Genomic DNA, 26,730 nt, shown 5'->3' with positions numbered 1-26,730 from the left:
TCCAGCTAGTAATCACAATTACGTTCTAGGACTGGCTACAGCTAAATGTTCTTGATCCCCCTCTGTAGTCTTTGGTCTCTACTTTGGCCATATAACTAGCTCGGCGTAAGAGCTCCCCTTCCGAACCTATTTTATTAAGCGAATAAGTTGCATTTTGTGGAATGTATACCAAGTTCGGATAGTTCTCTACCCAGACACCCAATGCGCTGGCCCAAGCTTGCCTAATGCGGTTAACCATTGAGTCAGCCTCGTAATCATTTAAATTTCCTAAATAGGGAGGAAATACGTCACCATTGAGCAAAATTAATACGTGGTAGTGATGCTTTCCATCCTGCCCTAGTTCCCTACACCAGAAGTATCTCACCGTACAAGGGCGTAATGATATTCGTGCTTTTCGTCTTTTCTCTAGATTGTGTTTAATACGGGCTTTGAATGCATCGATAAACCTTGAAATCACAGCAGGATCGATACGAATTAAGCTAGTTGGAGAATCTCGATCAAGTAGATCTAAAGATGACCTACCAGGAAACCTAAGGTCAAAACGGAAAGCAAGCGTTCTTGGGTGCTCATAGATAGAATTAGTAATTGTTGTATGTAATGCTTGTAATGCCTTAATATCAAAAGGCGCATATTCCTCCAATATAGGCAGATCGTTGAATTTGCTTTCGTTGTACTGTCTGGATTGTGGTAGTTTGTATGTGTTCATTATTGCTCCTATGCTTTAGTGTTCACATAGGAGTTGTCGCCACTGTAATAAATTATTTTTTAGGATGTACTCTTACTACCCCTTCCACTCATATTGCTCTATGATCTATTATAATAAACTAACAGCACATTAAAGATGATACATCTACCTTCCTTAACTAAGCTATATGGGGTGTCTCTAATCAATTCCGGAAATTATTACTCTGGAGTTATTTTTTAGGTCATATGTGGAAACAAGTAATTTACCCCCCGTAAATGTAAAAATAAATCTTACTGTTTTAAAAGACAAGTTCCCATAATATTGTTTGAAACCTGCGATTTGGAAATTGCAATATTTATTCCTAGTCAGAAGCTTAAACATAACTCGATAGATAAAACCAAAACTAATCAATTCGTTTTAAATAATCACACAAAACCATTTTGCTCTTTCTGTTGTTCGGCACTTTTCGATAATTCTTCTAGCTCATCTTGAATTACCTTAAGCAAAGCTTCCATCGTTTCGTCACTAAGAGGAAGCTCCATACAAATACTATCAACACCTTCAGATATAAACCTCTTCTTAGTTACCGAGTTAAAATTAAACGGTATCTGATTTTGTATACAGATATATGAAATTCTCGCTAAAGTTCTTCCTGCAGATTTTACACTCCCAAATTTCACAAGTTGAGGGTTAGCTCCTCTCTGATATTCAACTTCATAATGCTGATCTACTTTTGGGTCCATTAATGTTGGGTATAAAATAAATTCACCTTTAACAAAAAGTCGCAAAGCACCTTTAGAACTAACATACATTTCCACATCAACCATTATAACACCTTGTTTTATAAAAAATAAAAATAATACCAATTACGTTTAAATTACGAAATATACACTTTAATATTACTATTTAAACATACTTAAATTTTTAAATCATGATATTATTAATTTTATTATAATTATATAAATTGGTATTTTAGTATGGATTTATCATTAATTAACGATTTAGTAAATTACGAATCTTCTGATTGTGAACTGTCATGGATTATCAAGAGATTTATACGAACCCGTATAAAAGAGAATCGAGTACCGTACCAGTGACACGAGAAGAGTACTTTCAAGAAATTCACCAACATCTCGAAAGCAGGCATTTCAAAGATCTATCGACCAGAGTTTCCTACGTACAAAGCATTAAATTCAAGTGCAAAGTTGCCCTTTTAAGTGACTCAGAGTTTTCCTGGATAAACATAAAAGACTCCCGTCAAATTCTTTGGCTATGGCTACAACTTTATTTCAATAGAAAAGTTGCCTTAACTACTCTCTCGCGTAGTGAAACGGGTAGGCACAAAGAAGCAATACGCGCCATCGACACAATGAAACTTAGTACAGAACAAAAGCTTGCATATTTACTTGATTTAAAATCAAAATGGATGGTTCAAATAGCTATTGATGCGCGAGAACTGTCTTGGCTACGACACAAAGACAAAGGGGTATGCTTATGGGCTGAACGCTACGTGGGCAAACAAAACAAACCACCTATAGATACAATTTTAAGCAATTTATGCTTGGATCCCTATCTGCTAGTAATGGGATATATTGATACCAGGACAAATGAATATAAATTTGAATTCATCAGAAAACTTAAATCAGCCTGGATTCAAAAAAATCATAGAAAGAAAGTTGTTGATAAATCCAAGAATGCTTCAACAATCAAACTTTCACAAAAACATGCTATGTTGCTAACAGAGATTGTGGCTACTATAAACACGAGAGCACTGTAAAAACGCTCGAGTATTTATTAGAAAGTGAGAAATCTAAGATTAGCAAAAACTGGTTATAACAACTTTACTACTTTTTCTTTACTTTAATATTTAAAGTAAATTGACACTAAAGACCTTTGGTATTCCAAACTAAAGTAGAATATAAAATAATTGTTATTCAATATGTTATGTTTGAAGATGGTGGCTAAATAAAAATGACCTTAACTGAAGTTAGAGAGACGTTATATAAACCAAAGATTGAATCTAATAAATTGCCATTGGTTATATCGACTAGCATCATCTTAGAAGTTTAAATAGAGCATATGCCTATTTCAAATCATCACGTTTGGTTACTTCTGATAATGACATTAAACGACAATAGACAGAATGAAAGGAATCTAAAGTAATACCGAAAGTAATACCAATTTATTTTAAAATTACTTTACAGTTAATTATCAATAGATTAAACATTAAATAATAACTCCCCCATCTCCACCACCTACTACAAAAGGCTGATTTCCTCAGGGATTTCAGCCTTTTTTGTTTTATATGGCTAATTTGTACCACATTTTGTATCACAGGCTGTATTGCTGATAACCTTATTACTCAATGATATTCAATCTATTGTACAAATTTAAAATAACTATTATTCTGGTCTAATTTCCCCTTTTACCACTAGCCCAAAATAACCAAAGAGATCTCTATTAAAGAAATAACAGTTAGCGCCAATTATTTATTACTTTTGTCTCACAAATTTTTTAAATGCGATTAAAGTAGTAACTCCAAATAATAAAATGAACAAAATGTTCGGTCCAGGCACAGGGAAAATAGCATTATCTAATCTTAAAGAAGTTTCATTTTTCCAACCATCAGATCCAGATTGATTCTTCATATTTAAAGAAAAAAGATAACTACTACCTTCAGATAGAAACAAATTAAAAACTTTCGCGTCAAACATAGACAAACTACCAATACTATATTCTATTGTATTGCCTTGAGTGATATCCGTTAAACTAAACATGCTCACCCCTGTTCCAGTGCGAAATACCATATTCATTAGTGCATCATCATCAATCACATCAAACTGCCAACTAAAACTAAAATCCTCAAAAGCAAAACTATCGCCAGGGCTAAGCAGATCTGAATCTTGCCAAACACCAAAATCAAGAGTAGTCGTTGAAGCGTTTATATCTATGCCAGAGTAATGACTATAATTTTCATTACTGTGGTATGGGCCGCCATAATGTTTTATATATTTTTTGGTGAATTCTTGGAAATGGTTAAATTTATTATTCGCATCCAACGCATAAAAGAGGTCTCCTTGCGAAGTAAGAGAACGTCTATCACCATCATGAAACTCAGTTCCAATGATTGATTCATAATAAGCTGAATTTGTTTTTAAAATAGCCCCTGCAACACTTTGCCAAGAGACTATACAGAGTATCAAGAATATAATGCTATGTTTATTAACTGTTTTCATAGTAACGCCCTATATTTATAATGTTTGGAGCTGCAAAGCACCATAAGTTGCCGATAATGAACTCAAAGCGAACTAAAATGCACAAATCAAGCCAAAAATAACAACACTTAAAAATCAAATAATTAACAAACAAAAGAAAACAAAAAACACTTAACATGCAAATAAATGGCAACTTTTTCGACACTACAAATGTTATATATTGAAGCCTCTGGAGGGTGAATTTAAACTGTTTTTTTAGAAATGCTATCATTTAAGAACGAAACATACAGATAAGCTAAAAACAGGCAAATGAACCGATGATTCGCCCCTAGATTTGAATTGTACATATTCTACTACGTCATCATTACGTATTATTCTTCAATAAGGTCATTATCCAATTTATTCTGATTGTCATTAGCGCACAAAAAAGATCTATTTCATTAAAAACAGAAGCAGTTTAGATTTGTCGAGTGATTTACAACAATTTATCAAGTACTTTTTTGTGCTAAATTCCCACCTTACTATTACAAAATGCGCCCCCCAACGCTTTTAAGAGTGTGCTTTTGGTAATAAAAATGGATGATTATTTTCAAATAACGCAAAGTGCACGGAGCCCTTAAAAATGAAATTATTAATGAAAAATCCATTCATTATTCTATTTTCGATGCTAATCGTCAGCCAGCTCAACGCCTCCGTTCTGAGTGGTGAAGGCTACGGTAAAACACAAAAAGAAGCGCAAGATGATGCGCTGTCGTCACTCGCTGCGACTATATTTGTGCGAATAGAAAGTAATTTCGAGAGTCATTTTGAACAAAAAGCAAACAGTGAAGAAGCCTATTCCATATCCTCTTACAAACGTGCCAGTACGGACCTACCAATCATAGGTGCAGAGTTCGTTTGCCATGAGAAAGAAGGATATTATTGTCAAGCCACACTTAATAGCAAACGAGCATTGCCACTTTATCATCAAAAACTCGATCCACTAATGAGAGAAATCTCTGTTGTTGAAGCCGCTCTGAGAGATAATAATGAGCATAAATATCAGCGCTTAAAATCCTTATTACAGCTTATAGAACAGTCAGATAAATACCGAACACTGATCACATTCTTATCCGGCACCCCTCCTGCCGAGCAACAGTTATCATTCACTTTACAACAACTCAACGAACAACTGCTCGCTCTAGAGAGCGAAGCGCCAACTCTTGAACTAGCTGCGGAAGTACTAGCACGCGGTATTCCAAATTTACCGGTTTATATACGTCCCGCAACGCTCAGCAACTCAAGGGAAGTCACGCCTTTCGCTGACGCACTGCAAATGCAGCTAAAAAAGACATTGCCCAATATTACCGATAACTATGAACAAGCAACATTCAGCTACTCAGGCAGCTATCTAATCAATAAAAAAGGTATTCAAGTAGCTTATTCTCTCGTTGATCGTGATGGTAATACAGTAAGCACCTCAGTGGTGGCACTATTACCGAAATCCTACCAAAACTATAGAATTGAGCCACTAGCACTAGACTTTGATCGCCTTTTACATCAGGGGTATGCACTCGACAACGACTTTAAGGTTCAAATAGCAACTAACAAAGGCAGTCGGCAATTACTGTTCCATCAAGGAGAAACGGTTAAATTGGTGGTCAAATTGAATCGTCCTGGTTATTTCTATATTGTTGGTCATTCCAAAAATAATCAGCAGGAATTATCTTATCTGGTGGAAGCTGGTTACGGCGAAGGGTCACGTAAGTTTGTCTATTTTGTCAACGGTGATGAGGTCAATAAATGGCTATCTCTAGGTGAATTTGAAATCATTCCACCATTTGGCATTGAAAGCTTACAAGTTATTGCAGCAGAAAAAGATCTTATCAACGAACTTCCCAACTATCGCTATGATGACGAAACGGGGTATTTTATGCTCACCAACAATATCATTCAGGGATTAAGCAAGACCCGCGGATTAAAAAAAATTAAAAAGAACAAATCAGTGCAAGCGAAGAACAGTGAAGCCGTATTACTGTTTACCACTCAGCAAAACATGGAGTAGCGTTAATGAAAAAACTTTTAGTGCTACTCACTATGACACTTATTCTGTCAGGATGCGCCTATAAGCCGCAGGAACAAATCATCTATTTTGCGACAAATGATCAGCATAGAACTGCGATTAACATTTTCGAAAAAGATATCGGTGAATTTGAATATTGGTCTGCATATCAACCATCGCTAGGATTTGGCCCTCTTGGGCAAACGGGTATGGCTTCTCTATGTGAGTCCTATCTAGTCATTCGTGATTTTATGAAAGCTCAGCAATGCCTAGAATACTGGAAAAATGATAAAGCTTTGTATGAAGGAAAAATAGTTAATGAAGATAGAAAATTAGCCCATTACAACAGTATTAATAGCGCTATTTTTCTGGAATTGGGGAACGCACCAGAAGCTTACCGCAGTTACAAGCTTGCCAGAAAGCATAATAAGCTGTTCACTAAAGAGAGTTGTAAAACACAAGTTGGCATATCGCAAATGGCCCGTACATACGCTAACGGTGCAATAGCTGCGCTTAATCTGGGCTACCGGGATGAAGCGGCTGAAATTGTCGATGAGATAGACTGTATAGAATGGTTCGACTCGGCTTTTCATGAAATGCCTGAAGATGTAAAAATAAAAAATGTCAGCAAGGCACGCGTCTATCTCGCCCTTGGGAATTACAGCAAAGCACAGGAAGCTATGGTGTTTTCACAGACACTTGGAGATACCTTCTTTCGAACTATGGATGCGCTAACTACTTTGGGGATATCTGAATTATTAGGGGAAGGAAAAGAGCTTGCCAATCCGTACAGTTTTGATGAAACCTATATGCTAGGTAAAATTGCACAAGGTTCAGGTCAACTTAATGAAGCAGAAAAAATTTACACCAGCCTATTATTCGATGGACTTGACCAAAGTACACACGCTAGTGAAGTCATTAATCGTCCGGGAATTTACTATCAAATTCTTTATGATATGGGAAGGATCGCCGCACAGCAGGGGCGAGCGAACGATGCCCTAAATTTTTACCAACAGGCTATCGAAGTAATCGAAGAGCAGCGTACCACTATCAATACCGAAGCCTCTAAAATCGGCTTTATTGGTAATAAAGAAGCCGTTTATCAAGATCTAGTTACTCTGCTAATAGAACAGGGAAAACTCGAACAAGCTTTTGTCTATGCGGAGCGCAGCAAAGCACGCGCATTAATTGACACGTTAGCAAGTAAACAAGAATTTGCCCCTAAAACCTTTGATGATCAACCATCTCTATTACTGGCTCAGCTAAATAGTATTGATTCAAATCTAATGACTGCTGATTATAGTGAAACAAGCAGACGTAGTCGCAGCACAGATCGCGGCCTGCTGCGTAAAACTCAACGACAGCTGCAAACGATAAAACCAGAACTAGCCTCACTGGTAACCGTTGCTTCCCCCGAGCTGAAAAAAATACAGCAACGTCTCGCCACCGATGAAACCTTGCTTGAATTTTACGGCAGTGACAAACAGCTGTTTGCCTTTATACTGTCACACAATGGCATTCAAATAGCCTCTCTCAATAGCGAAGGCTTAGCGGATACTATCACCGCTTTTCGCCACGACCTGCAAAAAAGTGACAGTAATGGCTACCAACATAATGCATCTCTACTCTATCAACGTTTATTTAAACCTCTAAAAAATGAGCTGCACACTAAAAAATTGATTATCGTTCCTCACGGCCCCTTACACTATCTCCCCTTTAATGCCCTGTATACCGACCGTGACTTTCTGATAGATCATTACGATATCAGTATTTTGCCGAGCGCTTCGGTAATGGCTTTCCTAAATAAGCGAGTGACAGCCCCTCTACCACTGCTGGTTCTCGGTAATCCTGAACTGGGTGATGTGAAACTGGCACTGCCAGGCGCAGAGCAAGAAGCTAAGTCGATAGCCTCACAACAAACGGATACAACTCTATTGCTTCGTTCCGCAGCCACTGAAACGCAAATAAAACAAAATGGTGCAAAGTTTAAAACCATCCATTTTGCTTCACACGGTATATTCGATCCTGATGCTCCACTATCCTCTGGACTGCTGCTTGCGGCAGATAACAGCAACGATGGCATACTTACGGTTCGTGAACTTTACGACCTAAATCTTAATGCCGAGCTAGTAACACTTTCAGCCTGTGAAACAGGGTTAGGAAAAATAGCGAATGGTGATGATGTAGTCGGCTTTACTCGTGGTTTTCTCTATGCGGGTACCAACAGTATTATCTCCAGCCTATGGAAAGTTGATGATCACGCCACCAGTCAACTAATGCAAAATTTCTATAGTAATTTAACAGAAACGCCCGATAAACGTTTGGCACTTAAACAAGCACAGCTGGCAATTAAAGCTGATTATAACCGTCATCCCTATTACTGGGCAGCATTTCAACTTACAGGGCGTTAAAGAATAAAATCGATTGCCGTCGATTTAATATTGCGAGGGCAATCAATTTTACAAAAAGTTTCCAAGACCGCTCAAAAGTAAGCGCTTGCTTAAATAATACAAGGCGCTTATCCTGTAAAGGTATTAATATTAGCTTTAACCAAGGAATTAAAATGAAAATAATATTAGCTATCGGTTTAATAATATTTGCCACAGGGTGCAGCAGTAATAACAGTATGCTTATCGATTACGGCGACAAGGATACACATAAATTACAAAAGATAAATCCCGCGCTTGGTTATCAAGCACTCGAGCAAGCTTCCGTATGCTGTACCACATTAAGCGAACTGAATTACTTGCCAATTTCTCAACCTGATGCATTTGACTTCGTTATTACAGAAAAAAGTGATGTATTTAATTTCACTACAGGTAAATCTTTCGTTCAAGGTGTCACTCTTCCGCTAGCGGATGGGTCAATAAAAGTAGCGGTATCGGCCCCCATAGTATCAAGTGTTTTTGTTCCAACAATCTTATTATTAGATGACCAATATGAACCTCTAAGACTATATGGAGAAGAAACTATTACCTACCAAAGTGGTTCTTTACTAAACATTGATAGATTCTTCGCCAATATTGAAGTTCCAGCTGTATTTGATAATGATCGACATGCAAAATATTTAATTATACTAACGACACAAAAAGCAATGCAGGGCACAACGACGCTCACTCTACCGGAACCATCATCGGCAGAAATAGGCCGAGAAGCCCTGATCATCAAAGAATATAACAACAAACCTCTTCCCCATACCGCAACCGGTGTTGTTAGACTTGCCTTTGATTACAAGCCCAACGGCGAAAATTCAGCGAAAAATATAATGGTAAAAGAGAGCAACACTGACAGTCAAAAAGCACAGGCTATAGTTGCTACAAAAGAGATGAGTAACATCAAACCCAAAGCCACAATTCAGCCAACAAAACAATCAGCGACTAGCGAAGCTGCTACCGCTACAACGCCGCCCATTAATAAATCTATTCAACCAGAAAGTGAAGAAATGTATCTTCTTTTAATTGAAAAATCAGTAAAAAATGAAGACTACAAAAAAGCACTGCATTTTGTTGAAGAGGCAGAGCGAGCAGGCTCAACGAAAGCGCGTGATGCAATGTTTGATGCGATGAAAAAGTACCAAAAATAAACAAAATCATTTAACTGCCCCAACGAAGCAAAGATGTAAATAGGCGTTGGGGTGTTCTTCTTTTTTCGTGATAAAGCTACAATTTACAGAGCAAAAACATTGCCCTTTACATTACCTAATTTAATATACAAGAAAGCGCTTACAAAATATTAAAGGGGTTAACATGCAACTAATTTCCACAACAAGGCAGTATTCATTGTCTCAGCTACACACTTATCGCACTCTATTCGCAGGAGCATCTTTGTTATGTCTGAGCGCGCCAACCATGGCGGGATGGGAGGTACAATGGATAGATACGTTTGATGGAAGCGGTGTAAACTGGGATAACTGGACTGCACAAACAGAAGCAAATTATAATAATGAAGCGCAATGTTATACCGATGATGATAGCTCACCTGAGAAAAATTATGATGTTTCTAATGGCACATTAAAAATTATTGCCCGTAAAAAAAATATAAACTGTCCAGGCTTAAATGGCACATTTAAGACATGGACTTCAGGCCGTTTAAATAGTAAAGGTAAAAATGAATTTCTCTATGGAAGAGTTGAATCACGGATCCGTTACCACAATTTAGAAGGCGGAACTTGGCCTGCTTTTTGGATGTTAGAAAATAGAATTAACCAACAACCAATTCAAAATGACAATGATTTTAGCTATTGGCCACAGCCGGGTGCGGGTGAAATTGATGTATGGGAATGGTTTTCCAATCGCCCAGACAGTTATATCACTAACTTCTTTAATACAGGTGCAGATTGCGGTAGAGAAGAGTTATACTTCTACCCAAATGGTGCACTAGATGTACTAGATTGGCATAACTATGCCATGGAGTGGTCAAAGGATGAAATCTCTTTTTACGTAGATGATACGCTAGTAGCATCACAGGATCTGCGTAACTGCAGTCAATATGAAGAACCGATGTTTGTACTGCTCAATGTTGCAATGGGGGGCATGTTAGGCGGTACTATTGACCCTGATTTACAAAAAGCCACACTAGAAGTGGACTATGTAGCACACTGCACCGCTACAACTAAAAATGAGGTCATTTACTGTAATGAAGATGCTGTAATAACCGACCCTGAAATAACCGACCCTGAGATAACCGACCCTGAGATAACCGACCCTGAGATAACAGAGCCAGGAATAAATGAACCGGTTAATAGCAGTGGTGGTGGCAGCATTGGCGTATTCGCCCTACTCTCTTTAACCATACTTGGTCTATTTAGACGCAGAGAAAAATCTATTCATTAAACCTATCCCCATGTTACTTTGTCAGGCGCGAGAGCGCATACCAGAGTATGAGGTAGCATGAGGTGAATGTTATTCACTTTTTGCATCTTAAAATGCTGGGCTAGTTTTCAAACTAGCCCAGCGTAGGACAAGAAAAAGAGTAGCAATATTGAAGGAAGGTTAACAGTAAGCTCCTATTAACAGCTCATCACAATGACATACAACAGTTACTTTTCATTAATTAAAAGTACCTCTCTATTATCGCCGATGATATAAAGGTTACCATCACCTACAATAGTAAAAAATTTCTTTTCCTCACCGCTACTAATCGGCATTGCTAACGAGTAGCTATTAATACTTAATTCACTTTGTTGTGCAGCGAAAGTTAATTCACCGTAACGACTGCTTCGTCTGTTATCGCTAGTTAATGCATTTACCTCATATAGTACCGTTAATGGCGCTGTAACCTCGCCGCTACGCGTGATAACAATCTTTCCTGCTTGTTTATGAACATTAACCTCAATCAATTCAGGAAGCATACCTTTAGCGACTTTGACGCGAACCGGGTTAATGCCAAGCATGTGAACATTGTCACCATCATTCATAGAAAAAGCAGCGATATAAAAGCTACCATTATTATCCCACGAATCATAACCGGTAATAAAATCTTTTGCAGCGGCCTGCCTATCAAGTTCTTTAATATTGGCTAATTCAAAAGAATCGCCAGTGGCAATATCATACTCATAAATCGCATTACGGCTAGCACCCGTATCGCTGCGACCAAGATAAATTTTACGTTCGTCAGGCGATAACTGAAGTATCCATGTTTTTGCTGTACGGCTATAATCGGGGCGACCTAAAAACTCCCAGCTCGCACTAGCATCGGTGAATCGGTAAATATTACCTTGGTCATCGCTGACATAAAGCCGCTCATGTTTGCGGTCCCATTGCCCTATTTCAATGGCATTTGCTGCTTTAAGTGAAAATTCGGGTAACTCACCAAAACCAACGGCAGGATCATAATACCAAATATGGTCGAAGGTGGTTGACAACTCTTTTTGATGCCATTGGTGTCGTGTGGATCCCCCTGAAATATAGACCCGGCCACGGGAATCAACCCACATATAGCGATTAGAATAGAAATAACCTTGCCATTGTGAAGGCCGCCCTAAAACAGTGGTGACACCATTTTTTATATCATATTTCACCAGGTTGTTTTGCGGAACAGAGATGCCGTAAATAAGGTTATTTTCAGGGTCCTTTTGAATGGTCACAATCTGCAGATGTTTTGCCGCAACACCATTGGGCTCTGTTGCACTTAAATCAATTAACTCATTGGTCAACTTATCATAGCCATACCAATGAAATCCTCGCGTTGCCAAGTAGCTGTCATTCATGCCCGATTTATCAAGCGTTGCTACGTAAATGCGGCCATCGTGTGCGATAGGTCGCGTATGAAATTTTTCTGCAGATTCGCCGACATGCCAGTTATTAGCCTTTTCCGATGCACTTCGTGCATCACCAACCCAGCGCAAGGTAGCGTCACTTTGCTGCAACCGATATAACATGGAATTATTGATATGATCGTGACCCGAAATGTAAATATCCCCCTCAGAGTCTGAGCCAATCGCTAACCAAGATTTATTAGGATGTTCACCCGTTGGCGCATTGACAAGAGACCAAACAGTGACACCGTCAATTTTACCTAATCTAGCCCTGCTATAGGGCACAGTTATAACCTCTGCAAGTGCCAGGTTGGTGTACAGGTTTAGTTTCCGATGTGCTAACACAAGCCATTAATAGGCATGACAAGCAAAGTAGAAGGGAAATCTTATCCCTATATAATGTAAATATTCCTTCATAAAACTCTCATATTGATAATGTTTAGCAGCATTTAAAGATGAAAAAGTATAATGGATAGCAATTAACATCACCTGTGGGGTATTTATCATCATTTGTAATAGTATCAGACCTGAATCAGCCTAGGTTTATACTCATATTCACTATACACCGTATTCAGTGGCGGCATCACATAAGCTTATTTTCTACTTATCAAGCAAGACAACGGAACAGGGAATTAACACAACACCGTATCAACAAATACGACTATGAAAACGACAGCAAAGGTTATTAATAGCCCTAAACAATAGATAGGATGAATCTAGCATATTAGATTTAATTGCTATCGATACATATCTGTTGAAGAAAATAAATAGTGACAGTTATACCTAATTTCCGACATTCCACCATAAAAATGAATCACTGAAATAAAAGTATTTTCGTAAAGTAAAAACGACTCTGAATATCTATGATAATTCAAAGTCGTTTAATTAATCGCTAAAATATCGATTATTTAAATAACATCTAACAACATTTATTGTAGATATTATGATTGAATCACTCCAACCAAGAGATATTTCTTACTTCAATCGAACTTTTAGTAACGGGACTACCTTGCTGATCAAAAACGATGAATGTTTGCTTAACTTTACTAAGTTGAGAAGCATTATAACTCGTTAAATCTGCTAAGTTAACCGTGTATTTAACAAACTCTTCGGTTAGCATCTTGCCAGCAGTATTCATTCGAACATTAACATTTGTACCCCACTCACCAAAATCTGTTTGGTAACCAACAGAAAATTGATATGTTGGGAATACGCTCTCTGCACTTGCTACACCTCTAATTTCAAAAGTGAGCTTAGTGTAATTACTCATATCTTCAGTCTTGCCAGCAACATCGATAGCAGCTCCCCAACCCCAATCTTTAGCGGTAGCTGGATCCGTAGCAATGGTTAATACCGCGGTATCGTCATTAACACCAGCCCAGGCAGTTTGTTCCCATCCATTAGCTGCAGCACCACTATATAGAGCGTCACCTAACACCACGAACTCGCCTTCAGTAGGTTCACCAGTGACAGGTTTGAGAGGTATTTGTAGGATTGAATCTAAAATAGCTTGTTCATTACCGCCCTCAGTTTTAGTAAAGCCTTCAACACCACAATCTCGTGTTAATCCATCAAATGCACCTGCATCAACGAGATCCCAAAGCACATACTTCACTTCACAGTCAATGTTGATTAAACCAAAGTGTTTTTCTGAATCACCCGGGTTAGTTGCATCCCCTTTCCATGGCTCATCAATGGCTTGAAAGAAGAATAAAGAAGCACCAAACTCATTGGACCATGCACGCATTGCATCGTAATACGCCTTTTCTTTGTATTCATCAGCAGCACCTGAACCAGCTTCCCCGTAGAGATAATTAGCTGTAGATGCCCAACCCGTTTCGCCAAGATGAATAGGCTTATTAATATCTAAGCTTAACATGTAGTCTTGACCCGCTTTAAACTGTTCTAAAGCGAGATCTTTGCACGAATCATCGCCGCATCAGCTTCTTGTACCGTTAAGTTAGCCTCATCATTAGGCACTTTCCAAAAGTCTGGCGCATAGTGCGTATCGTGAAAAGGATAAGTATGTAATGATATGTAGTCTACCGCAGCCACCAAAGCCGCTAAATCATCACTTTCATAATCACCTACACCAGACCACGAAGCATGGTTATCTGAGCTAGTGATCCAAATTGATGAATCAATATCGCCCGATGCTTTTAACGCTTGTAACGCATTGACATGACCAAGAATGATTGCAGGTGCAACATGATAAGGAGCCCAGTGCACCATAGCCTCATTACCAACCGCAATCACTTTAATGATTTCAGGATATGTTTTAGCAAGTTCCACAGCCTTAGCCATTTCTAATGCATTCGCAGGATTCTCTTCAGTATGTATTACTTCTAGGTCTGTCCCATGAATTTAGTGCATCAATCCACACCCCTAACATCACATACATTTCAAAATTGGGATCTTCTGCCATTAATTCATCAATAGCATCAAGAGGTTTTCTGTATTACTCTTACCATCATCACCAATATAGCCTTGCGTATTGTAAGTACGTAATACTTTAATACCCATTGCAGCTAGGATTTTCATATCCTCTTTTTGTTGCGCAACGGTCGGAACAATTGCGCCAGATTCACGAGTATCAGTTCTCCAAGCACCATATGAGATAGCAGGATAGTTTGGATTACCAAGAATTTGCTCACCTGAATTAGATAAAGGTGCTGCATCATCAGATACTTTCGCTTGTGGCTGAAGGCCTGTCTCAGGGACTGGTGCTGGATCCGTTTCCGATACAGGGTCATCTGCACAGGCAATTATAAATAACGACATAAGCGCTATTAGACCCATTTTAAAACTTATATTCTTCATTGTATTTTCCTTTGTTTCATAGTGATTTCCATCGTTGTTATAACCACAGCTAATGTGTAATAACGAGTTACTTAAATTGCATGTCCAACTTGCTACCTATCCTTTTTAAATAAACAAAATAAGAAAGCGCTTTCAATTTACAAGTAAGCGCTTCCGTGGATATTTATTATTAGATAATATTTCTACAAAGGGACTTTGACAACCAAAATCCCACCTCTTATCACAATAGTGATGCTTAGCTCTCATTTTTGTTTACAGCATGCTCTACAAATAAAATTTACAGGAATAAAACGGCCTTACTCCAGAATAATAGGGAGCAAGGCCGTTTAGTAAATCACGATACATGAATAAATTTACAACACTAATAAATCATTCACCATCTCAGGCAGACTCATTTATCTAATAGAAGTAAATGTTGTCTAAGTAGACCGTATCTTTTGTTGAACCATGAATAGCTAAACCTAATTGTGATAAGGTAGACGCATCAAATGTTCCTGCAAAATCTGCAAATACTAAGTCAATAGTTACCCACTGCCCCGTTGTAACTGAATTCAGAGTAGTAACACCACTACCGCCTCCTGATACAACCTGAAATTCAGTTTTTGTGACACCAGCAGTGGCATAAAAATCAAAACGCATCCCCGTTTTATCGGAAGCATCGACTACTCCACCAACAATCCCGTACTGGATCCCAGTAACACCACCCGCAACACCATCAGGAAGTACTTGGAAACTCGCAGTATTATTCCCTGAGATTTTAACTTCAGAGAAGCGAGGCGCATTCCACCAGTTATCAGACCAGTATGAGATTCCTTTATCTACCGATAAACTATCGCTATATAATGTTAATGCCGCTGCATTGTCTATGGTAGGGTTCGGAGCTGCAACAGCGGGAGCAGGATAGCGAGGCTCCATCGAGATATCCAACACACCACCACCAACATTAGATTTTACAGTTTTAGCTATTGCCATACCTTCCACATCCACAAATATCTTATGATCACCTTCTGGAATATTTAATGTTGCTATGCCATTTGCATTCGTAGTCGCTTTCGTACTTGCCTCAGCTAAGCTACCAACAGATACAACTGCATTTGGAATGACTGCGCTATTACTATCTTTCACTGTTACCGCCAAATCTGAAAATACAGATTGACCTGAGAAATAGATATTATCAACGTAGATTGCTTTACCTGCCTCACCCCATAATTGCAAGCCAATAAATTTAAGCGTACTAGCATCTAAATCACCAGCAGCTCCCGTCATCTCAGAAAATAGCGTTTCATGAGAGATCCACTGCCCAGTGATAGGATTATCCAGTTCATAAAATGTATTGCCCGCATCTGAAGATAATTGAACCGAGATTTTACTAACGCCCGGTTCAACATACATATCAAAATTAAATGTATTGTGCGCAGAGGCATCAACTACACCATATTCAATACCAAACTCTAACCCGACTACACCACAGGTAGTACCTAAGTCCGTTATCTCATATTTTGCGTATTTATCACCATCAACATTCCCTTCTGAATAAATAGGTGCATTCCACCAATTTGAATTCCATACTGACACAAATTTGTCTTGTTTTAACGAATCACTATACAAGACCAATGCCTCTGAATCACTTAGTTGCGGTGGAATAGGTGCGGCAGTATCTGGACCAACAACTACAATCTCCTGCGTGACAAATTCTACATCAGCAAGTAAAACAGAACCTGGCTCAGCACCATTGAATGTCAAACCAAACCAAGTCATGTCGGTATAACCTGGCAATGCAGCTTCCATTTCAACCCAACCATCGGCTAATGGTTTACCTTTACTGATTAGATAACCTATTTTCGATTCTACATCAGCGCTATTCTGAACGATGACTTCAATGGCATCCAAAGTTGTTGCTTTAACTTTGAATTTAACATGGGTATAGGCTGAAATATCAACTGCATTAGCAGCCTCATTACCCCAAAGGATAATCGCCATATTGCCCCAATTTGTGCCACTATTTAGCTTCAGAACTTTACTGTAAGTTGGATATTGAACTGCATCGCTGATCGTGGTACCTGAATTTGATGTATCACCCCAGTATTGCATATAAACAGAATCAGCATGGTCTGAATGGAAGATATACAGTGGACCATCAATAATTACAGGTGGCGGCGCATCTTTTGTAACAAAGGTAATATCCGTCAGCAAAGCCAATCCTGGCTGAATACCATTAATATTTAAGGCGAACCAATTCATATCAACATAACCAGGTAAAGTTGCTTCCATTTCAACCCAGCCACCAGCTAGTGACTTGCCACTACTAATAGCATAACTTTTCTTAGACTCTTCACCTCGTGAATTTTGTACTACAACTTCAACAGACGTCAAATTAGTCGCTTTAACCTTAAACTTAACATGTGTGTAAGCGGATGTATCAATCACGTTTTGTGCTTCATTACCCCACGCAATGACAGCGTTATTGCCGCCCCAGCCATTACCACTAGTAATGTTTAAAACTTTCTCATAACTATTGTCTTGCACTTGATCATTAATGATGGAATTAGAATCCCAAGTATCCCCCAATATTGCATATAAACATTTTGTTCATTAGTGGAATGAAATAAATAGAGATCACCTTCAGGTATTTGAATACCAGGGCCACTACCATCTAAGTCACCAACAAAAGCGACATTAGCAACCTGATAAACAGCACCATTACCACTTCCCCATGCAGGAAATACCATGACTTTACTGATAGCAGAAAGATCAATATCATTCGCTAAATCTGACAGCAAAATACTGACTTCACGCCATTCTCCCACCGTTGGAGACCCACCAGGCAGATCAAGTTCGATAGCTGTGCCATCATCACTTTCAATTTTCACTTTCCAGGCAACAGCACTAACAGATCTAGTAAGCGCTTTCACACCAGGTAAAGCATCATTAACTAGCTTAAAATCAAAAGTTAATGATCCCGTATCCGCAACAGCACTAACATCAACAGGTGTCGCACTTTGAAAACCAGCTACAGAGGGTTCTGAACCGATGGTAAACTGGGTTACTTGCCCTTTAACAGGATCCGTTGGTGTGGTTGTATCAACACCGCCAAATGTTTCAAAAGTACCATCAATATCAACCACCACAACAGGGCCTTCAACTGGAGGGGGCGTCACAGGTGGCGGGGTCACTGGCGGTGGCGTTACAACAGGAATATCTGAAGAATCAGAAGCAGGATCATCCGCACAGCCTGGCAAGTGCTAATATTAAAGCACTTGCTAAAGCAGCATTAGCTAATTTAAAACCATTTATTTTTTTCATATTTACTTACCTAAGGTTGTATCTTATTAAAAATATTTACCGTTGAAACGTATTTACGTGTTCATGAAATGAGCAATAATGTACATTATCTGAGCCAACGGCTACAGCGCATGTAATTATACAATTATACAATTATACGTAATTTGATAACGGGATCAGTATCACCAAAGAAAGCGCTTCCACGAGAGATTATTCACACTTTTTTTTTGTTTTTATCAACAGAGTTGATTGGACAATCGCGAGATTGTAAATGATCGTCGAGAAGTGATACTCATAGTTATCACCCAGTACATCAAAACAAATAAGTAAAACTGACTTAAATTGCTCTTTTGTATTTTATTTTAGAGATAAAAAAACCCCTTAACGCTAACGTCAAGGGGTTTTTAACTATAAACTTACACTATTTAGCGACAATAGCGACGTTATCTATATAGACATCCATTGCACAACCAGCTACAGCACCACATACAGGCCCCATTAACAGATTGAATCCCCAATCAGCCTTAGCGCCAGCGGTGAAGTCCATTGTGTATGTCTGCCACGTAGGAGTTGGAGTAATATTATCCATCACCGCTGTAGCAGAAACACCCGTGGGGTCAAAGGTTTGCACATTACCATTGAAGACAGCACCATCAGCTGATGAACCTTTAAGCGCGAAGCTAAGGGTATATTGTTGCCCAGGAATGACCTCTCCAATCGCAAATTTTTGCTTAACTAATCTTGACTCACCGCCTTCTATTGAAATAAAGGCTGCACCATCAACGATGGTTGCATTACTCTCCCACCCTGTAAGCCCACTTGCAAAATCACCATTTGGTACTAAATTACCTGCAACAGGTTCACCTGGGGTACCTGGATCAACAGGTGCAATTGGCTCACCACCAGCAGCGGCAATTAAGATGTTGTCAAGTTCAACATTCATGGCACAACCAGCAACCGCACCACATACAGGGCCCAATAAAATATTTAGTCCCCAGTCAGCTTTTGGCCCAACAGTAAATGGCATTGTAATCGTTTGCCAAGTATCCGTAGGTACAACGTTATCGAGCACGGCGGTTGCAGTAACTCCTGTTGGGTCAAATGTTTGTACGTTACCATTAAAGACAGCGCCATTTTCAGCTGTTCCTTTATATCAAAACTCAGTACTAAATCTTGCCCTGGTGTAACGGCTCCAATAGCTATTTTTTGTTGTGATATTCTTGATTCACCACCATTAATTGCAATAGAGGCAACACCATTAGTGACGGTATAATTACCCTCCCATGAGGCTTTACCTAATGAAAAATCACCATTAGGAATTAAATTAGTTACACCACCACCTTCAACAACATTAACTGTTCTGGTCATTTGAGCGGCTGCATTACCATCACTATCTGTCACATCGTAAGTCACAATGTAAGTACCTGCAGTCGTTTCATCAACTGGATTATTGATAATGACATTGGCAGTCACATCGCCATCAAGGTTATCTTGCGCTGTAACTCCCGCGTCAACATAAGAGTCACCCACAGAGATAACAACATTCGCATCACCTAAAAGAGTAATGACCGGTGCAATATCCGCATCAGTGATCTCAGTAATTGCAATATTGTCAAAGGTAACAGTTGTTGATACTCCAGCACCTAAAGCAAAGATTAGATTGCCAGAATTAGCAGCATTAGCACTCGCAGTAAATACAATTTCATGAGTACCCATTGTGGTTGTTAAAGGGACAATGGTATCGTCAGTGAATGTATTAAACCAAGGAGCGCCTGAAAGTAACTCGCCGAGTTGCACAGTGATACTTCTCGCTTCTGCAACGCGAGCATCAAACGATAATTTATATTGTGTACCTGGTACTAAGACTAAATCTCCCTGAACTAAACATTGGTTATATGCTGCACCTGGTGCAATGCCTTCAACGACTAATTCGCCATCAACAATCGTAATTGTACCAGCACCTTCCTGTAAAACCCACTCAGTAGGCACTATTGCGTTATCAAAACCACCATTTTTAACAATAACATTGCTAGGATCGATCACATTGACTTGACGCTGGATTTCTGTGGCATTATTACCCGCCGCATCTACCACGTTATATGTCACAGTGTAAACACCGACAATCGATGTATCAACATTAGAGTCATCAACAATAATATTCGCAGTAATATCCCCATCGACGTTATCTGATGCCGTTGCGCCTGGTTCAACATAGCTATCATTTAAATTAACAGTAACTGAAGATGCACCCACTAAAGTAATGATCGGAGCAACTAAATCGTCCGAACTAACAATTACCGTTCTGGTAACTTCTGTTGCAGCATTACCAGCCGCATCCGTCACATTATAAGTAACGACGTAAGTCCCATCAACAGCGGAATTCACACTATCCCCACCGACTACAACAACTAAACCAGTATCCACATTATCAGTGATAGTGACGCCTGGATCGACATAAACAGCACCATTATCGATGTTAACAGTTGATTCACCAAGCAATGTGATTACTGGTGCTTCTGTATCCTCAGCATCGTATTCAGTGATAGAAATATTATCAAGTGTCACATCGGTTGCTAAACCAGCACCAAGTGAGAATATAAGGTCAGCATTCAAAGAAAGCGGATTATCAATTGTCACAACTAGCTCAAATGTTTGCATTGCTGTCGTTAAGTCAACTGGAATATCTTCAACAAAATTATCGAAATATGGGTCAGCGTCTAGTAACTTACCTAACTGAATTAACATGCCTCGAGCTTGTTCAGCTTTAGCATCAAATTTGATTTTATAAGTTGCTCCATCAGCAAGAACCGAATCGGTTTGTTGCACTAAACGACCTTCCCATGGGTTACCACCAGGAGAAAGATCAACAATAACCAATTCACCATTAATGATGGTTGGGATCCCGCCTCCTAATTCAAAGTACCATTCATCACCGAGTGCAGTAGCAAAATCACCATTGGTAATAATTGCGCTATTTGCTTCTACTACATTAACTTGACGAGTCACGTCTGCTGCTACATTACCCGCCGCATCCATTACATTATATGTGACGGTATAAGCACCAATAGTAGAAGAATCTACCGCAGTAGCATCAACAACGATGTCGCTGGTAATATTTCCGTCCACATTATCAGATGCAGTAGCGCCTAAATCAATGTAGGTATCATTCAAATTTATAGTTACCGAAGCTGCGCCCACTAAGGTGATCACTGGAGCTTCAGTATCGACACCAGTAGCATCTTTTACAACAACGGTTCTTGTGACAGCCTGAGCAACATTACCAGCCGTATCTGTAGCATTGAATGTCAATGTATATGTACCAGTCACGGCCGTATCTACGGTACCAGTTTGGCTAGCAGTTAAGTTTTTATCGACATTATCGGTGACCGTAACCCCTGCATCTACATAGTTAGAATTTTTTATTACATCAACAGAAGCTGCACCAAGTAATTGTATTACAGGAGCTTCAGTGTCTACACTAGGACTAGGTGTTGATGTGTTTTTGTTGCTTTCATCACCACAACCAGCCATGGCTAATGATAGAGCCGCAATTAATGCACCATTCGCCAAATTAAAACCCGCAATTGTTTTCATCTATTTATCCTTAACGTTAATAACATAATTTTCCATCAATATATGCTGTGGTATTTTTACCCACCACAGAAATAAAGCGCTTTCTTTTTAAGAAAAATGTTTACCGATAAAATCATGCCCCTACACTTAAAGTAAATTAATGGGCATGTGTTTATGGAGATCAGTAAACCACAAGGTTGCAAATATTTCGAACAACAACAAAACAAAAAGCGATCTCAGTCACTAAAGAAAACGCTTACATGAGGTATCCATCACGTTTTTCAATCACTTTTATTCAACATATATTTAACGTTTATATAAAATTAACTACTTAGTAGCAACTACGTACCTAACGACAGAATTCATGTTTTATTAATAAATAACAAAACACAATAAACATAACCACTTGAATAATAACTACTTTTTTATGTTTACACATGAACTTATAATTCCCCTCATCTGCTAATACATAAAGAGTTTTATACTCCTATTGAATATATTAACGATATTTTTATTACGCTCTTTTTTACATCATAGGTCCTATAGTAATCACCTATCAAAATCGTGCGAAATCTGCTATCAATTATCAGCAACCCCGTTTAACGGATTTTTAGCCCAATCGAAACACAAATGTGAAGTTCCTCCCATATCAAGATATCAAATTATCCATATATCTAGATTAGATTTAAAGATACAAGCTTCAGTGCTATAACTAACAGTGAAAGCGCTTACTTTAAAATCTATATAAGGACAGGATTAAAGATGAAACAACCCGCCTACTCAAAATTGTCAGCTGTCGCATTAGCGGTTACTTTAGCTGGCTGTGCATCCTCTGATAATAAGGCTAACACTGAAGATAATGTGTTAGAAAAGACATCAACGCCAAAGGCTCTCGTACTCACAGCGGCTCCGCTAAAACCAAGCGAAAAGTGGGATTTACTCTGGAGCGATGAATTTGATGGTGATGAAATTGATAAAAAGAAATGGGAATTCGTCGCTGATTGTTGGGGTGGTGGTAACAATGAACAACAATGCTATACGACACGTAAAAGTAATGCCTTCATTGAAGATGGCAAATTAAATATTGTCGCCAAAAAAGGCAGTTTACAGGCCCTGATAATGCTGATGGTAACCCAGGCACCCGAACACTCCCTTATACCTCTGCAAAATTACGCTCAGTAGGTAAAGGCAACTGGAAATATGGTCGTTTTGAAGTACGTGCAAAATTACCATACGGTCAAGGTACTTGGCCTGCATTTTGGATGTTGCCAACCGATTGGGTCTACGGCGGCTGGGCAGCATCAGGTGAAATAGATATTATGGAAGCAGTAAACCTAAAAACGGCTTCTACTGAAACAGGCGCTGCCGATGGCGAGTTAGAATCACGTGTATTTGGTAGCCTCCACTACGGCAAGCCTTGGCCTGATAATGTTTTTACAGGTCAAGCAACACATCTACCTGGCAATGTAAACCCAGCCGATGATTTCCATACTTATGCCATCGAATGGGAAGAAGGTGAAATTCGCTGGTATTTGGATAATGTTCACTTTGCAACGCAAAGAGCTGATGGTTGGTATAGCCAGCATATGGAAGATGGTGTTTATGTGAGTGGCGGCAAAAATGCGCCCTTCGATCAAAAATTCCATATGTTGTTAAATCTTGCTGTTGGTGGCAATTGGGCAGCTAACGCTAATGACGGTGGAATTGATTCATCAGTATTCCCACAAACATTAGCCATTGACTATGTGCGCGTCTATCGCTGTTCAGCGGATCGCTGGAAAGGTAAAGGTTGTGCAGCGGTATCAGAAGAGGCCAAATTAGTTGAAGGAACACCTGAACCTGAAATTCTAATCGGTGACGGCAATTTTGGTAAAGGACCTGTTTTTAATGTTTACAATGATGCTTTAGCGGTTGGTGCTGCATTTGACGGTTATGATCCGAAAAAGGTGGTCACACAGGAAGAAGTTGATGAAGAAGGTCGCGGTAAAGTTTGGAAAATAACCAAAACTGGCGATGTCGGTAATGTTTATCTTCGAGCACCACAAACTGATATGAGCCACTGGATGGACGGCGGTGAACTTGTCTTTGACCTTAATATCGTCAGTAAAGAGGGCAACCCGGATCTATTAATAAAAATGGATAGCGGCTGGCCTAATGCAAGTGATATTGCCATCGAACAGCCTGCAGTCGGAACATGGAGTGAAGTCCGTATTAATGTAGCAGATTTGATTTCACGTGGTAACCGCTTTGCGGGTGGTAAAGCTGATATATCAAGAATCCGTAACATTTTAGTAATTGAACCATTAGGTCCAATGACCATGAAAGTTGATAACATTCGTTTTGAATATGCATCTAAATAAAAGCTTATCTTAGAAAATTTAGAATAATCACAATGTCGTTGAATAGCTGACTATCAACCACATTAATTTTATTTCCGCTTTGGTCAATCTACCATTAGTAATAACAATAGTTAAACATCCCACTTATCTCATCGATTAAGACTTTCCACTTACCACTGAATCGTGCTTATAATCTCATTTAGTTGGCTATGGCAAGAGAGTACATCACCACTATTAATACCAATCCGATTGGTATAACTCATGATATTTGGAAATCAAAGTCAGCAAATAATGCGTGGACTAAGCAGGTATATGACTATCGCAGTGTGCAATGGTCATATAAATCAAGCTGCTATTATTGAGGGGGGGCTGTAATTGCTACACGCTTAAAAATATAGCAGAGAATGGCACTTAAAAATTTACAGGTAGTGTTCAAAAAAAATGCCCTTACTGTTTTATTCTATGCAACTGAAATGACACACATTTTTAAACACTTCCCTTTAAACATAGGCAAATAACACTTACTTCATTAATTTGATATTATCGCCTTCATTTTTATACTTTAAAACGATGCACCAATTCATTTTGTTGATGAGCTAACTCATCTAATTGACCAGTCACCTGTGTGACTTTTTCCATTGAAGAATTGTTATCATCCGCTATCTGGCTAATGTTTTAGGCTCCGAGCGATTCAATTCGTTGTTGAGCTTTGCTCATCAGCAGCACTAGCAATATGATAGCTCATTTTACTTATTTCAATAATATTTGCCTGAATTTCTTCCATTGCACTATTAGCATTGGATGTTTGCATTAAGGTTTTATTCATTTCGCTGACACAACCTTGCATTACTGTAGAGGCTTGCCCCGATTTTGACTGGAGGTTATTAATCATATCTTCAATTTCAGCCGTTGATTTTGTCGTCCTTTCAGCTAAAACTCGCACTTCATCGGCCACAACAGCAAAACCTCTTCCTAGCTCACCAGCGCGAGCCGCTTCAATGGCGGCATTAAGCGCAAGTAAATTGGTTTGTGCGGCTATATGACGAATAACATCCAAAATAGAGCCTATGTTACTACTCATATCTTGCACCGTTAAAACAACTGTAACCGATTCATTCAATTTATCCGATAATTGATGAATGGTAGAAATGTTATCACTCATGATATCGCGCCCAGTTTGCGCAGAGACTTCAACATCACGAACCTTATCCATAGAGCTCTGTGCGCTAGATGCAACATCTTTAACGGAATGCTCCATCTCTGTCATTGCTGTTGCCACCGAGGCTGTTTGATTACGCTGTTCATTCAAACGCGCCCTAGAGACCTCCATGACTGATTTATTTCAGCAGATACTTCGGCTAAATCGCCGGCTGTTGCACTTAATTTACGCAATATATTTTGCAGATTAGATGCAAGTGTATTTATATGGTCACTAAGTTGGTTAAATTCAATAAATGTATTGCTATTCACTCTAACGGTCATATCCCCTGCCGTTAATGCTTCAAGTGCGTTAAGAATAGAAATGAGTGGTTTACGCACATTCTGAGAAAGTAACCACGCAAGAAAGTTCAAGAAATACCGTAACGCCACCTCCAATTAAAAGCGCCTGAGCATAACCATCCAAATAGATTTCATTCGCAGTTTCAATCGAATTGGTAAGTAATCGCTCACCCTCACCTCGAAACTGAGCAAGAATATCATAATGCTTGATCAATTTCAGCAGCTAGGACAGATATGTTCGCATATAAAAGAACCCGGGCATTAACGAACATGAAATGTCATTCAGCACCCCTCCTTTACTACCTACATCTTCGATGAACTGCATCGTCGATGCCTCAAACTCCTCCTTGAAACCAGGTAATTGAGTGGCAATACTCTGATAAGCAAACTTCAATCGTGTCACACTTCGCTTGTTGGTTTTTATTGCTTGGCTAATTTTATTGATATCATCACTGGAAAGTGCATCGGAAATGATTGTTTCAATTGACTTTAATTTATCAAAATATCCTTTTGCTAAGATTTTAACAATATCAGTGCCTTTTTCATTAATATATTCAATCATTCCTAAACGTAAATCAGTTTGTAGCTTTTGAAAGCGACGTGCTGTTATCTGCCGTTCTTGTTGCGCAGATAATTGCATTTTGTAATTATTCATCGCGATATTTGATTCAATAAAGTAACGCTCTCTTAGAGCCTGTAATTCACTTAATTGTCCATTTAATTTGGGATTTTGGCGCTCAATGAGGCCAATTTGGTCAGCGTATTACTAAAGTCCTGATGTGCTAAGCTAAATTTTTCTTCGTAACTTTGCATTCGTAGCGCATCTTGGCTGGTTAAAAAATCTTTAAATGTTTTATCAGCAATCAGTAACTTGACGCTACTTTGATTGGCTAACGTCACAAGCGGCAAAACATCCATACTCACGGATTCAAGCTCATTATAAATACGACTTGTACCGTTCAACATTAACATCACAGTCGCAATAAATAGTGCTACCATCACGGAAAATCCGGCGTACA

General features: G+C 39.0%; 21 protein-coding genes and 1 pseudogene. 7 read left to right on the top strand and 15 right to left on the bottom strand.

Going from position 1 to position 26,730, the window contains the following annotated elements:
• Positions 1 to 25: 25 nt before the first annotated feature.
• Positions 26 to 706: an inovirus Gp2 family protein gene (locus AB1A03_RS08340; protein WP_354624216.1), complete on the bottom strand. Its 681-nt coding sequence runs from the start codon at positions 704 to 706 to the stop codon at positions 26 to 28.
• A 404-nt stretch (positions 707 to 1,110) separates the two neighbouring features.
• Positions 1,111 to 1,512, bottom strand: a complete 402-nt coding sequence (locus tag AB1A03_RS08335) for a hypothetical protein (protein ID WP_354624215.1) — start codon at positions 1,510 to 1,512, stop codon at positions 1,111 to 1,113.
• A 209-nt stretch (positions 1,513 to 1,721) separates the two neighbouring features.
• On the opposite strand from AB1A03_RS08335, the gene AB1A03_RS08330 reads away from it, so the two are divergent.
• The gene (locus AB1A03_RS08330) at positions 1,722 to 2,462 is read left to right on the top strand and encodes a hypothetical protein (protein WP_354624214.1); all 741 of its coding nucleotides are present in this window, start codon (positions 1,722 to 1,724) and stop codon (positions 2,460 to 2,462) included.
• 715 nt (positions 2,463 to 3,177) lie between these two features.
• Here AB1A03_RS08330 and AB1A03_RS08325 read toward each other — a convergent pair.
• Positions 3,178 to 3,921, bottom strand: a complete 744-nt coding sequence (locus AB1A03_RS08325) for a hypothetical protein (RefSeq protein WP_354624213.1) — start codon at positions 3,919 to 3,921, stop codon at positions 3,178 to 3,180.
• Between the two features lie 601 nt (positions 3,922 to 4,522).
• Here AB1A03_RS08325 and AB1A03_RS08320 point away from each other — a divergent pair.
• From AB1A03_RS08320 to AB1A03_RS08305, 4 genes are all read left to right on the top strand, one after another.
• Positions 4,523 to 5,944 carry a hypothetical protein gene (locus tag AB1A03_RS08320; RefSeq protein WP_354624212.1) on the top strand — a complete coding sequence of 474 codons (1,422 nt, stop codon included), beginning with the start codon at positions 4,523 to 4,525 and terminating at the stop codon, positions 5,942 to 5,944.
• Between the two features lie 5 nt (positions 5,945 to 5,949).
• Positions 5,950 to 8,352 (top strand): CHAT domain-containing protein, encoded by a 2,403-nt coding sequence (locus tag AB1A03_RS08315; protein ID WP_354624211.1) that lies wholly within the window; start codon positions 5,950 to 5,952, stop codon positions 8,350 to 8,352.
• 152 nt (positions 8,353 to 8,504) lie between these two features.
• Positions 8,505 to 9,524 carry a MalM family protein gene (locus AB1A03_RS08310; protein ID WP_354624210.1) on the top strand — a complete coding sequence of 340 codons (1,020 nt, stop codon included), beginning with the start codon at positions 8,505 to 8,507 and terminating at the stop codon, positions 9,522 to 9,524.
• Between the two features lie 163 nt (positions 9,525 to 9,687).
• Positions 9,688 to 10,773 (top strand): family 16 glycosylhydrolase, encoded by a 1,086-nt coding sequence (locus AB1A03_RS08305; RefSeq protein WP_354624209.1) that lies wholly within the window; start codon positions 9,688 to 9,690, stop codon positions 10,771 to 10,773.
• 206 nt (positions 10,774 to 10,979) lie between these two features.
• Here AB1A03_RS08305 and AB1A03_RS08300 read toward each other — a convergent pair whose 3' ends face one another.
• The 8 genes from AB1A03_RS08300 to AB1A03_RS08265 all read right to left on the bottom strand — a co-directional run bounded on the left by AB1A03_RS08300 (position 10,980) and on the right by AB1A03_RS08265 (position 21,893).
• Positions 10,980 to 12,482 (bottom strand): NHL repeat-containing protein, encoded by a 1,503-nt coding sequence (locus tag AB1A03_RS08300; protein ID WP_354624208.1) that lies wholly within the window; start codon positions 12,480 to 12,482, stop codon positions 10,980 to 10,982.
• Between the two features lie 667 nt (positions 12,483 to 13,149).
• Entirely contained in the window at positions 13,150 to 14,076 is a 927-nt protein-coding gene (locus AB1A03_RS08295) for a hypothetical protein (protein ID WP_354624207.1), read from the bottom strand.
• 26 nt (positions 14,077 to 14,102) lie between these two features.
• Positions 14,103 to 14,501, bottom strand: a complete 399-nt coding sequence (locus AB1A03_RS08290; RefSeq protein ID WP_354624206.1) for a hypothetical protein — start codon at positions 14,499 to 14,501, stop codon at positions 14,103 to 14,105.
• A 120-nt stretch (positions 14,502 to 14,621) separates the two neighbouring features.
• Positions 14,622 to 15,017 (bottom strand): hypothetical protein, encoded by a 396-nt coding sequence (locus AB1A03_RS08285; protein ID WP_354624205.1) that lies wholly within the window; start codon positions 15,015 to 15,017, stop codon positions 14,622 to 14,624.
• Between the two features lie 399 nt (positions 15,018 to 15,416).
• Complete coding sequence (locus AB1A03_RS08280) at positions 15,417 to 17,543, bottom strand: carboxypeptidase-like regulatory domain-containing protein (protein WP_354624204.1); 2,127 nt, start codon at positions 17,541 to 17,543, stop codon at positions 15,417 to 15,419.
• Complete coding sequence (locus AB1A03_RS08275) at positions 17,513 to 18,256, bottom strand: hypothetical protein (RefSeq protein WP_354624203.1); 744 nt, start codon at positions 18,254 to 18,256, stop codon at positions 17,513 to 17,515. The genes AB1A03_RS08280 and AB1A03_RS08275 overlap by 31 nt, the downstream gene beginning before the upstream one ends.
• 464 nt (positions 18,257 to 18,720) lie before the next feature.
• Positions 18,721 to 19,326 carry a carbohydrate binding domain-containing protein gene (locus AB1A03_RS08270; protein WP_354624202.1) on the bottom strand — a complete coding sequence of 202 codons (606 nt, stop codon included), beginning with the start codon at positions 19,324 to 19,326 and terminating at the stop codon, positions 18,721 to 18,723.
• Positions 19,287 to 21,893: an immunoglobulin-like domain-containing protein gene (locus tag AB1A03_RS08265; protein ID WP_354624201.1), complete on the bottom strand. Its 2,607-nt coding sequence runs from the start codon at positions 21,891 to 21,893 to the stop codon at positions 19,287 to 19,289. Before AB1A03_RS08265 ends, AB1A03_RS08270 begins: the two co-directional genes overlap by 40 nt.
• A gap of 741 nt (positions 21,894 to 22,634) precedes the next feature.
• Here AB1A03_RS08265 and AB1A03_RS08260 point away from each other — a divergent pair.
• Together AB1A03_RS08260 and AB1A03_RS08255 are read left to right on the top strand one after the other, a co-directional pair.
• Positions 22,635 to 23,054 carry a glycoside hydrolase family 16 protein gene (locus AB1A03_RS08260; RefSeq protein WP_354624199.1) on the top strand — a complete coding sequence of 140 codons (420 nt, stop codon included), beginning with the start codon at positions 22,635 to 22,637 and terminating at the stop codon, positions 23,052 to 23,054.
• Entirely contained in the window at positions 22,949 to 24,232 is a 1,284-nt protein-coding gene (locus AB1A03_RS08255) for a glycoside hydrolase family 16 protein (protein WP_354624242.1), read from the top strand. The genes AB1A03_RS08260 and AB1A03_RS08255 overlap by 106 nt, the downstream gene beginning before the upstream one ends.
• A gap of 670 nt (positions 24,233 to 24,902) precedes the next feature.
• On the opposite strand, the gene AB1A03_RS08250 is transcribed toward AB1A03_RS08255, so the two are convergent.
• The 4 genes and pseudogenes from AB1A03_RS08250 to AB1A03_RS08235 all read right to left on the bottom strand — a co-directional run.
• Positions 24,903 to 25,520, bottom strand: a complete 618-nt coding sequence (locus tag AB1A03_RS08250) for a methyl-accepting chemotaxis protein (protein WP_354624198.1) — start codon at positions 25,518 to 25,520, stop codon at positions 24,903 to 24,905.
• Positions 25,517 to 25,783 (bottom strand): methyl-accepting chemotaxis protein, encoded by a 267-nt coding sequence (locus AB1A03_RS08245; RefSeq protein ID WP_354624197.1) that lies wholly within the window; start codon positions 25,781 to 25,783, stop codon positions 25,517 to 25,519. The genes AB1A03_RS08250 and AB1A03_RS08245 overlap by 4 nt, the downstream gene beginning before the upstream one ends.
• A gap of 151 nt (positions 25,784 to 25,934) precedes the next feature.
• Complete coding sequence (locus tag AB1A03_RS08240) at positions 25,935 to 26,366, bottom strand: hypothetical protein (protein WP_354624196.1); 432 nt, start codon at positions 26,364 to 26,366, stop codon at positions 25,935 to 25,937.
• Between the two features lie 62 nt (positions 26,367 to 26,428).
• A pseudogene (locus AB1A03_RS08235) lies at positions 26,429 to 26,730 on the bottom strand (methyl-accepting chemotaxis protein); the annotation flags it as partial.

The sequence above is a fragment of the Psychromonas sp. MME2 genome (assembly GCF_040566515.1).
GTDB lineage: Bacteria > Pseudomonadota > Gammaproteobacteria > Enterobacterales > Psychromonadaceae > Psychromonas.
Note: the sequence above shows the minus strand (reverse complement) of the source record. Positions and strands in the feature narration are given on the sequence as shown.

Excerpts from the sequence above, each read along its gene's own strand:
- AB1A03_RS08260 (WP_354624199.1), top strand. The coding sequence starts at position 22,635 with ATGAAACAACCCGCCTACTCAAAATTGTCAGCTGTCGCATTAGCGGTT.
- AB1A03_RS08240 (WP_354624196.1), bottom strand. The coding sequence starts at position 26,366 with ATGAATAATTACAAAATGCAATTATCTGCGCAACAAGAACGGCAGATA.
- AB1A03_RS08330 (WP_354624214.1), top strand. The coding sequence starts at position 1,722 with ATGGATTATCAAGAGATTTATACGAACCCGTATAAAAGAGAATCGAGT.
- AB1A03_RS08285 (WP_354624205.1), bottom strand. The coding sequence starts at position 15,017 with ATGAAGAATATAAGTTTTAAAATGGGTCTAATAGCGCTTATGTCGTTA.
- AB1A03_RS08295 (WP_354624207.1), bottom strand. The coding sequence starts at position 14,076 with ATGTTAAGCTTAGATATTAATAAGCCTATTCATCTTGGCGAAACGGGT.
- AB1A03_RS08290 (WP_354624206.1), bottom strand. The coding sequence starts at position 14,501 with ATGGCTAAGGCTGTGGAACTTGCTAAAACATATCCTGAAATCATTAAA.
- AB1A03_RS08265 (WP_354624201.1), bottom strand. The coding sequence starts at position 21,893 with ATGAAAACAATTGCGGGTTTTAATTTGGCGAATGGTGCATTAATTGCG.
- AB1A03_RS08305 (WP_354624209.1), top strand. The coding sequence starts at position 9,688 with ATGCAACTAATTTCCACAACAAGGCAGTATTCATTGTCTCAGCTACAC.
- AB1A03_RS08315 (WP_354624211.1), top strand. The coding sequence starts at position 5,950 with ATGAAAAAACTTTTAGTGCTACTCACTATGACACTTATTCTGTCAGGA.
- AB1A03_RS08335 (WP_354624215.1), bottom strand. The coding sequence starts at position 1,512 with ATGGTTGATGTGGAAATGTATGTTAGTTCTAAAGGTGCTTTGCGACTT.
- AB1A03_RS08310 (WP_354624210.1), top strand. The coding sequence starts at position 8,505 with ATGAAAATAATATTAGCTATCGGTTTAATAATATTTGCCACAGGGTGC.
- AB1A03_RS08320 (WP_354624212.1), top strand. The coding sequence starts at position 4,523 with ATGAAATTATTAATGAAAAATCCATTCATTATTCTATTTTCGATGCTA.
- AB1A03_RS08325 (WP_354624213.1), bottom strand. The coding sequence starts at position 3,921 with ATGAAAACAGTTAATAAACATAGCATTATATTCTTGATACTCTGTATA.
- AB1A03_RS08270 (WP_354624202.1), bottom strand. The coding sequence starts at position 19,326 with ATGCCATTTACTGTTGGGCCAAAAGCTGACTGGGGACTAAATATTTTA.
- AB1A03_RS08340 (WP_354624216.1), bottom strand. The coding sequence starts at position 706 with ATGAACACATACAAACTACCACAATCCAGACAGTACAACGAAAGCAAA.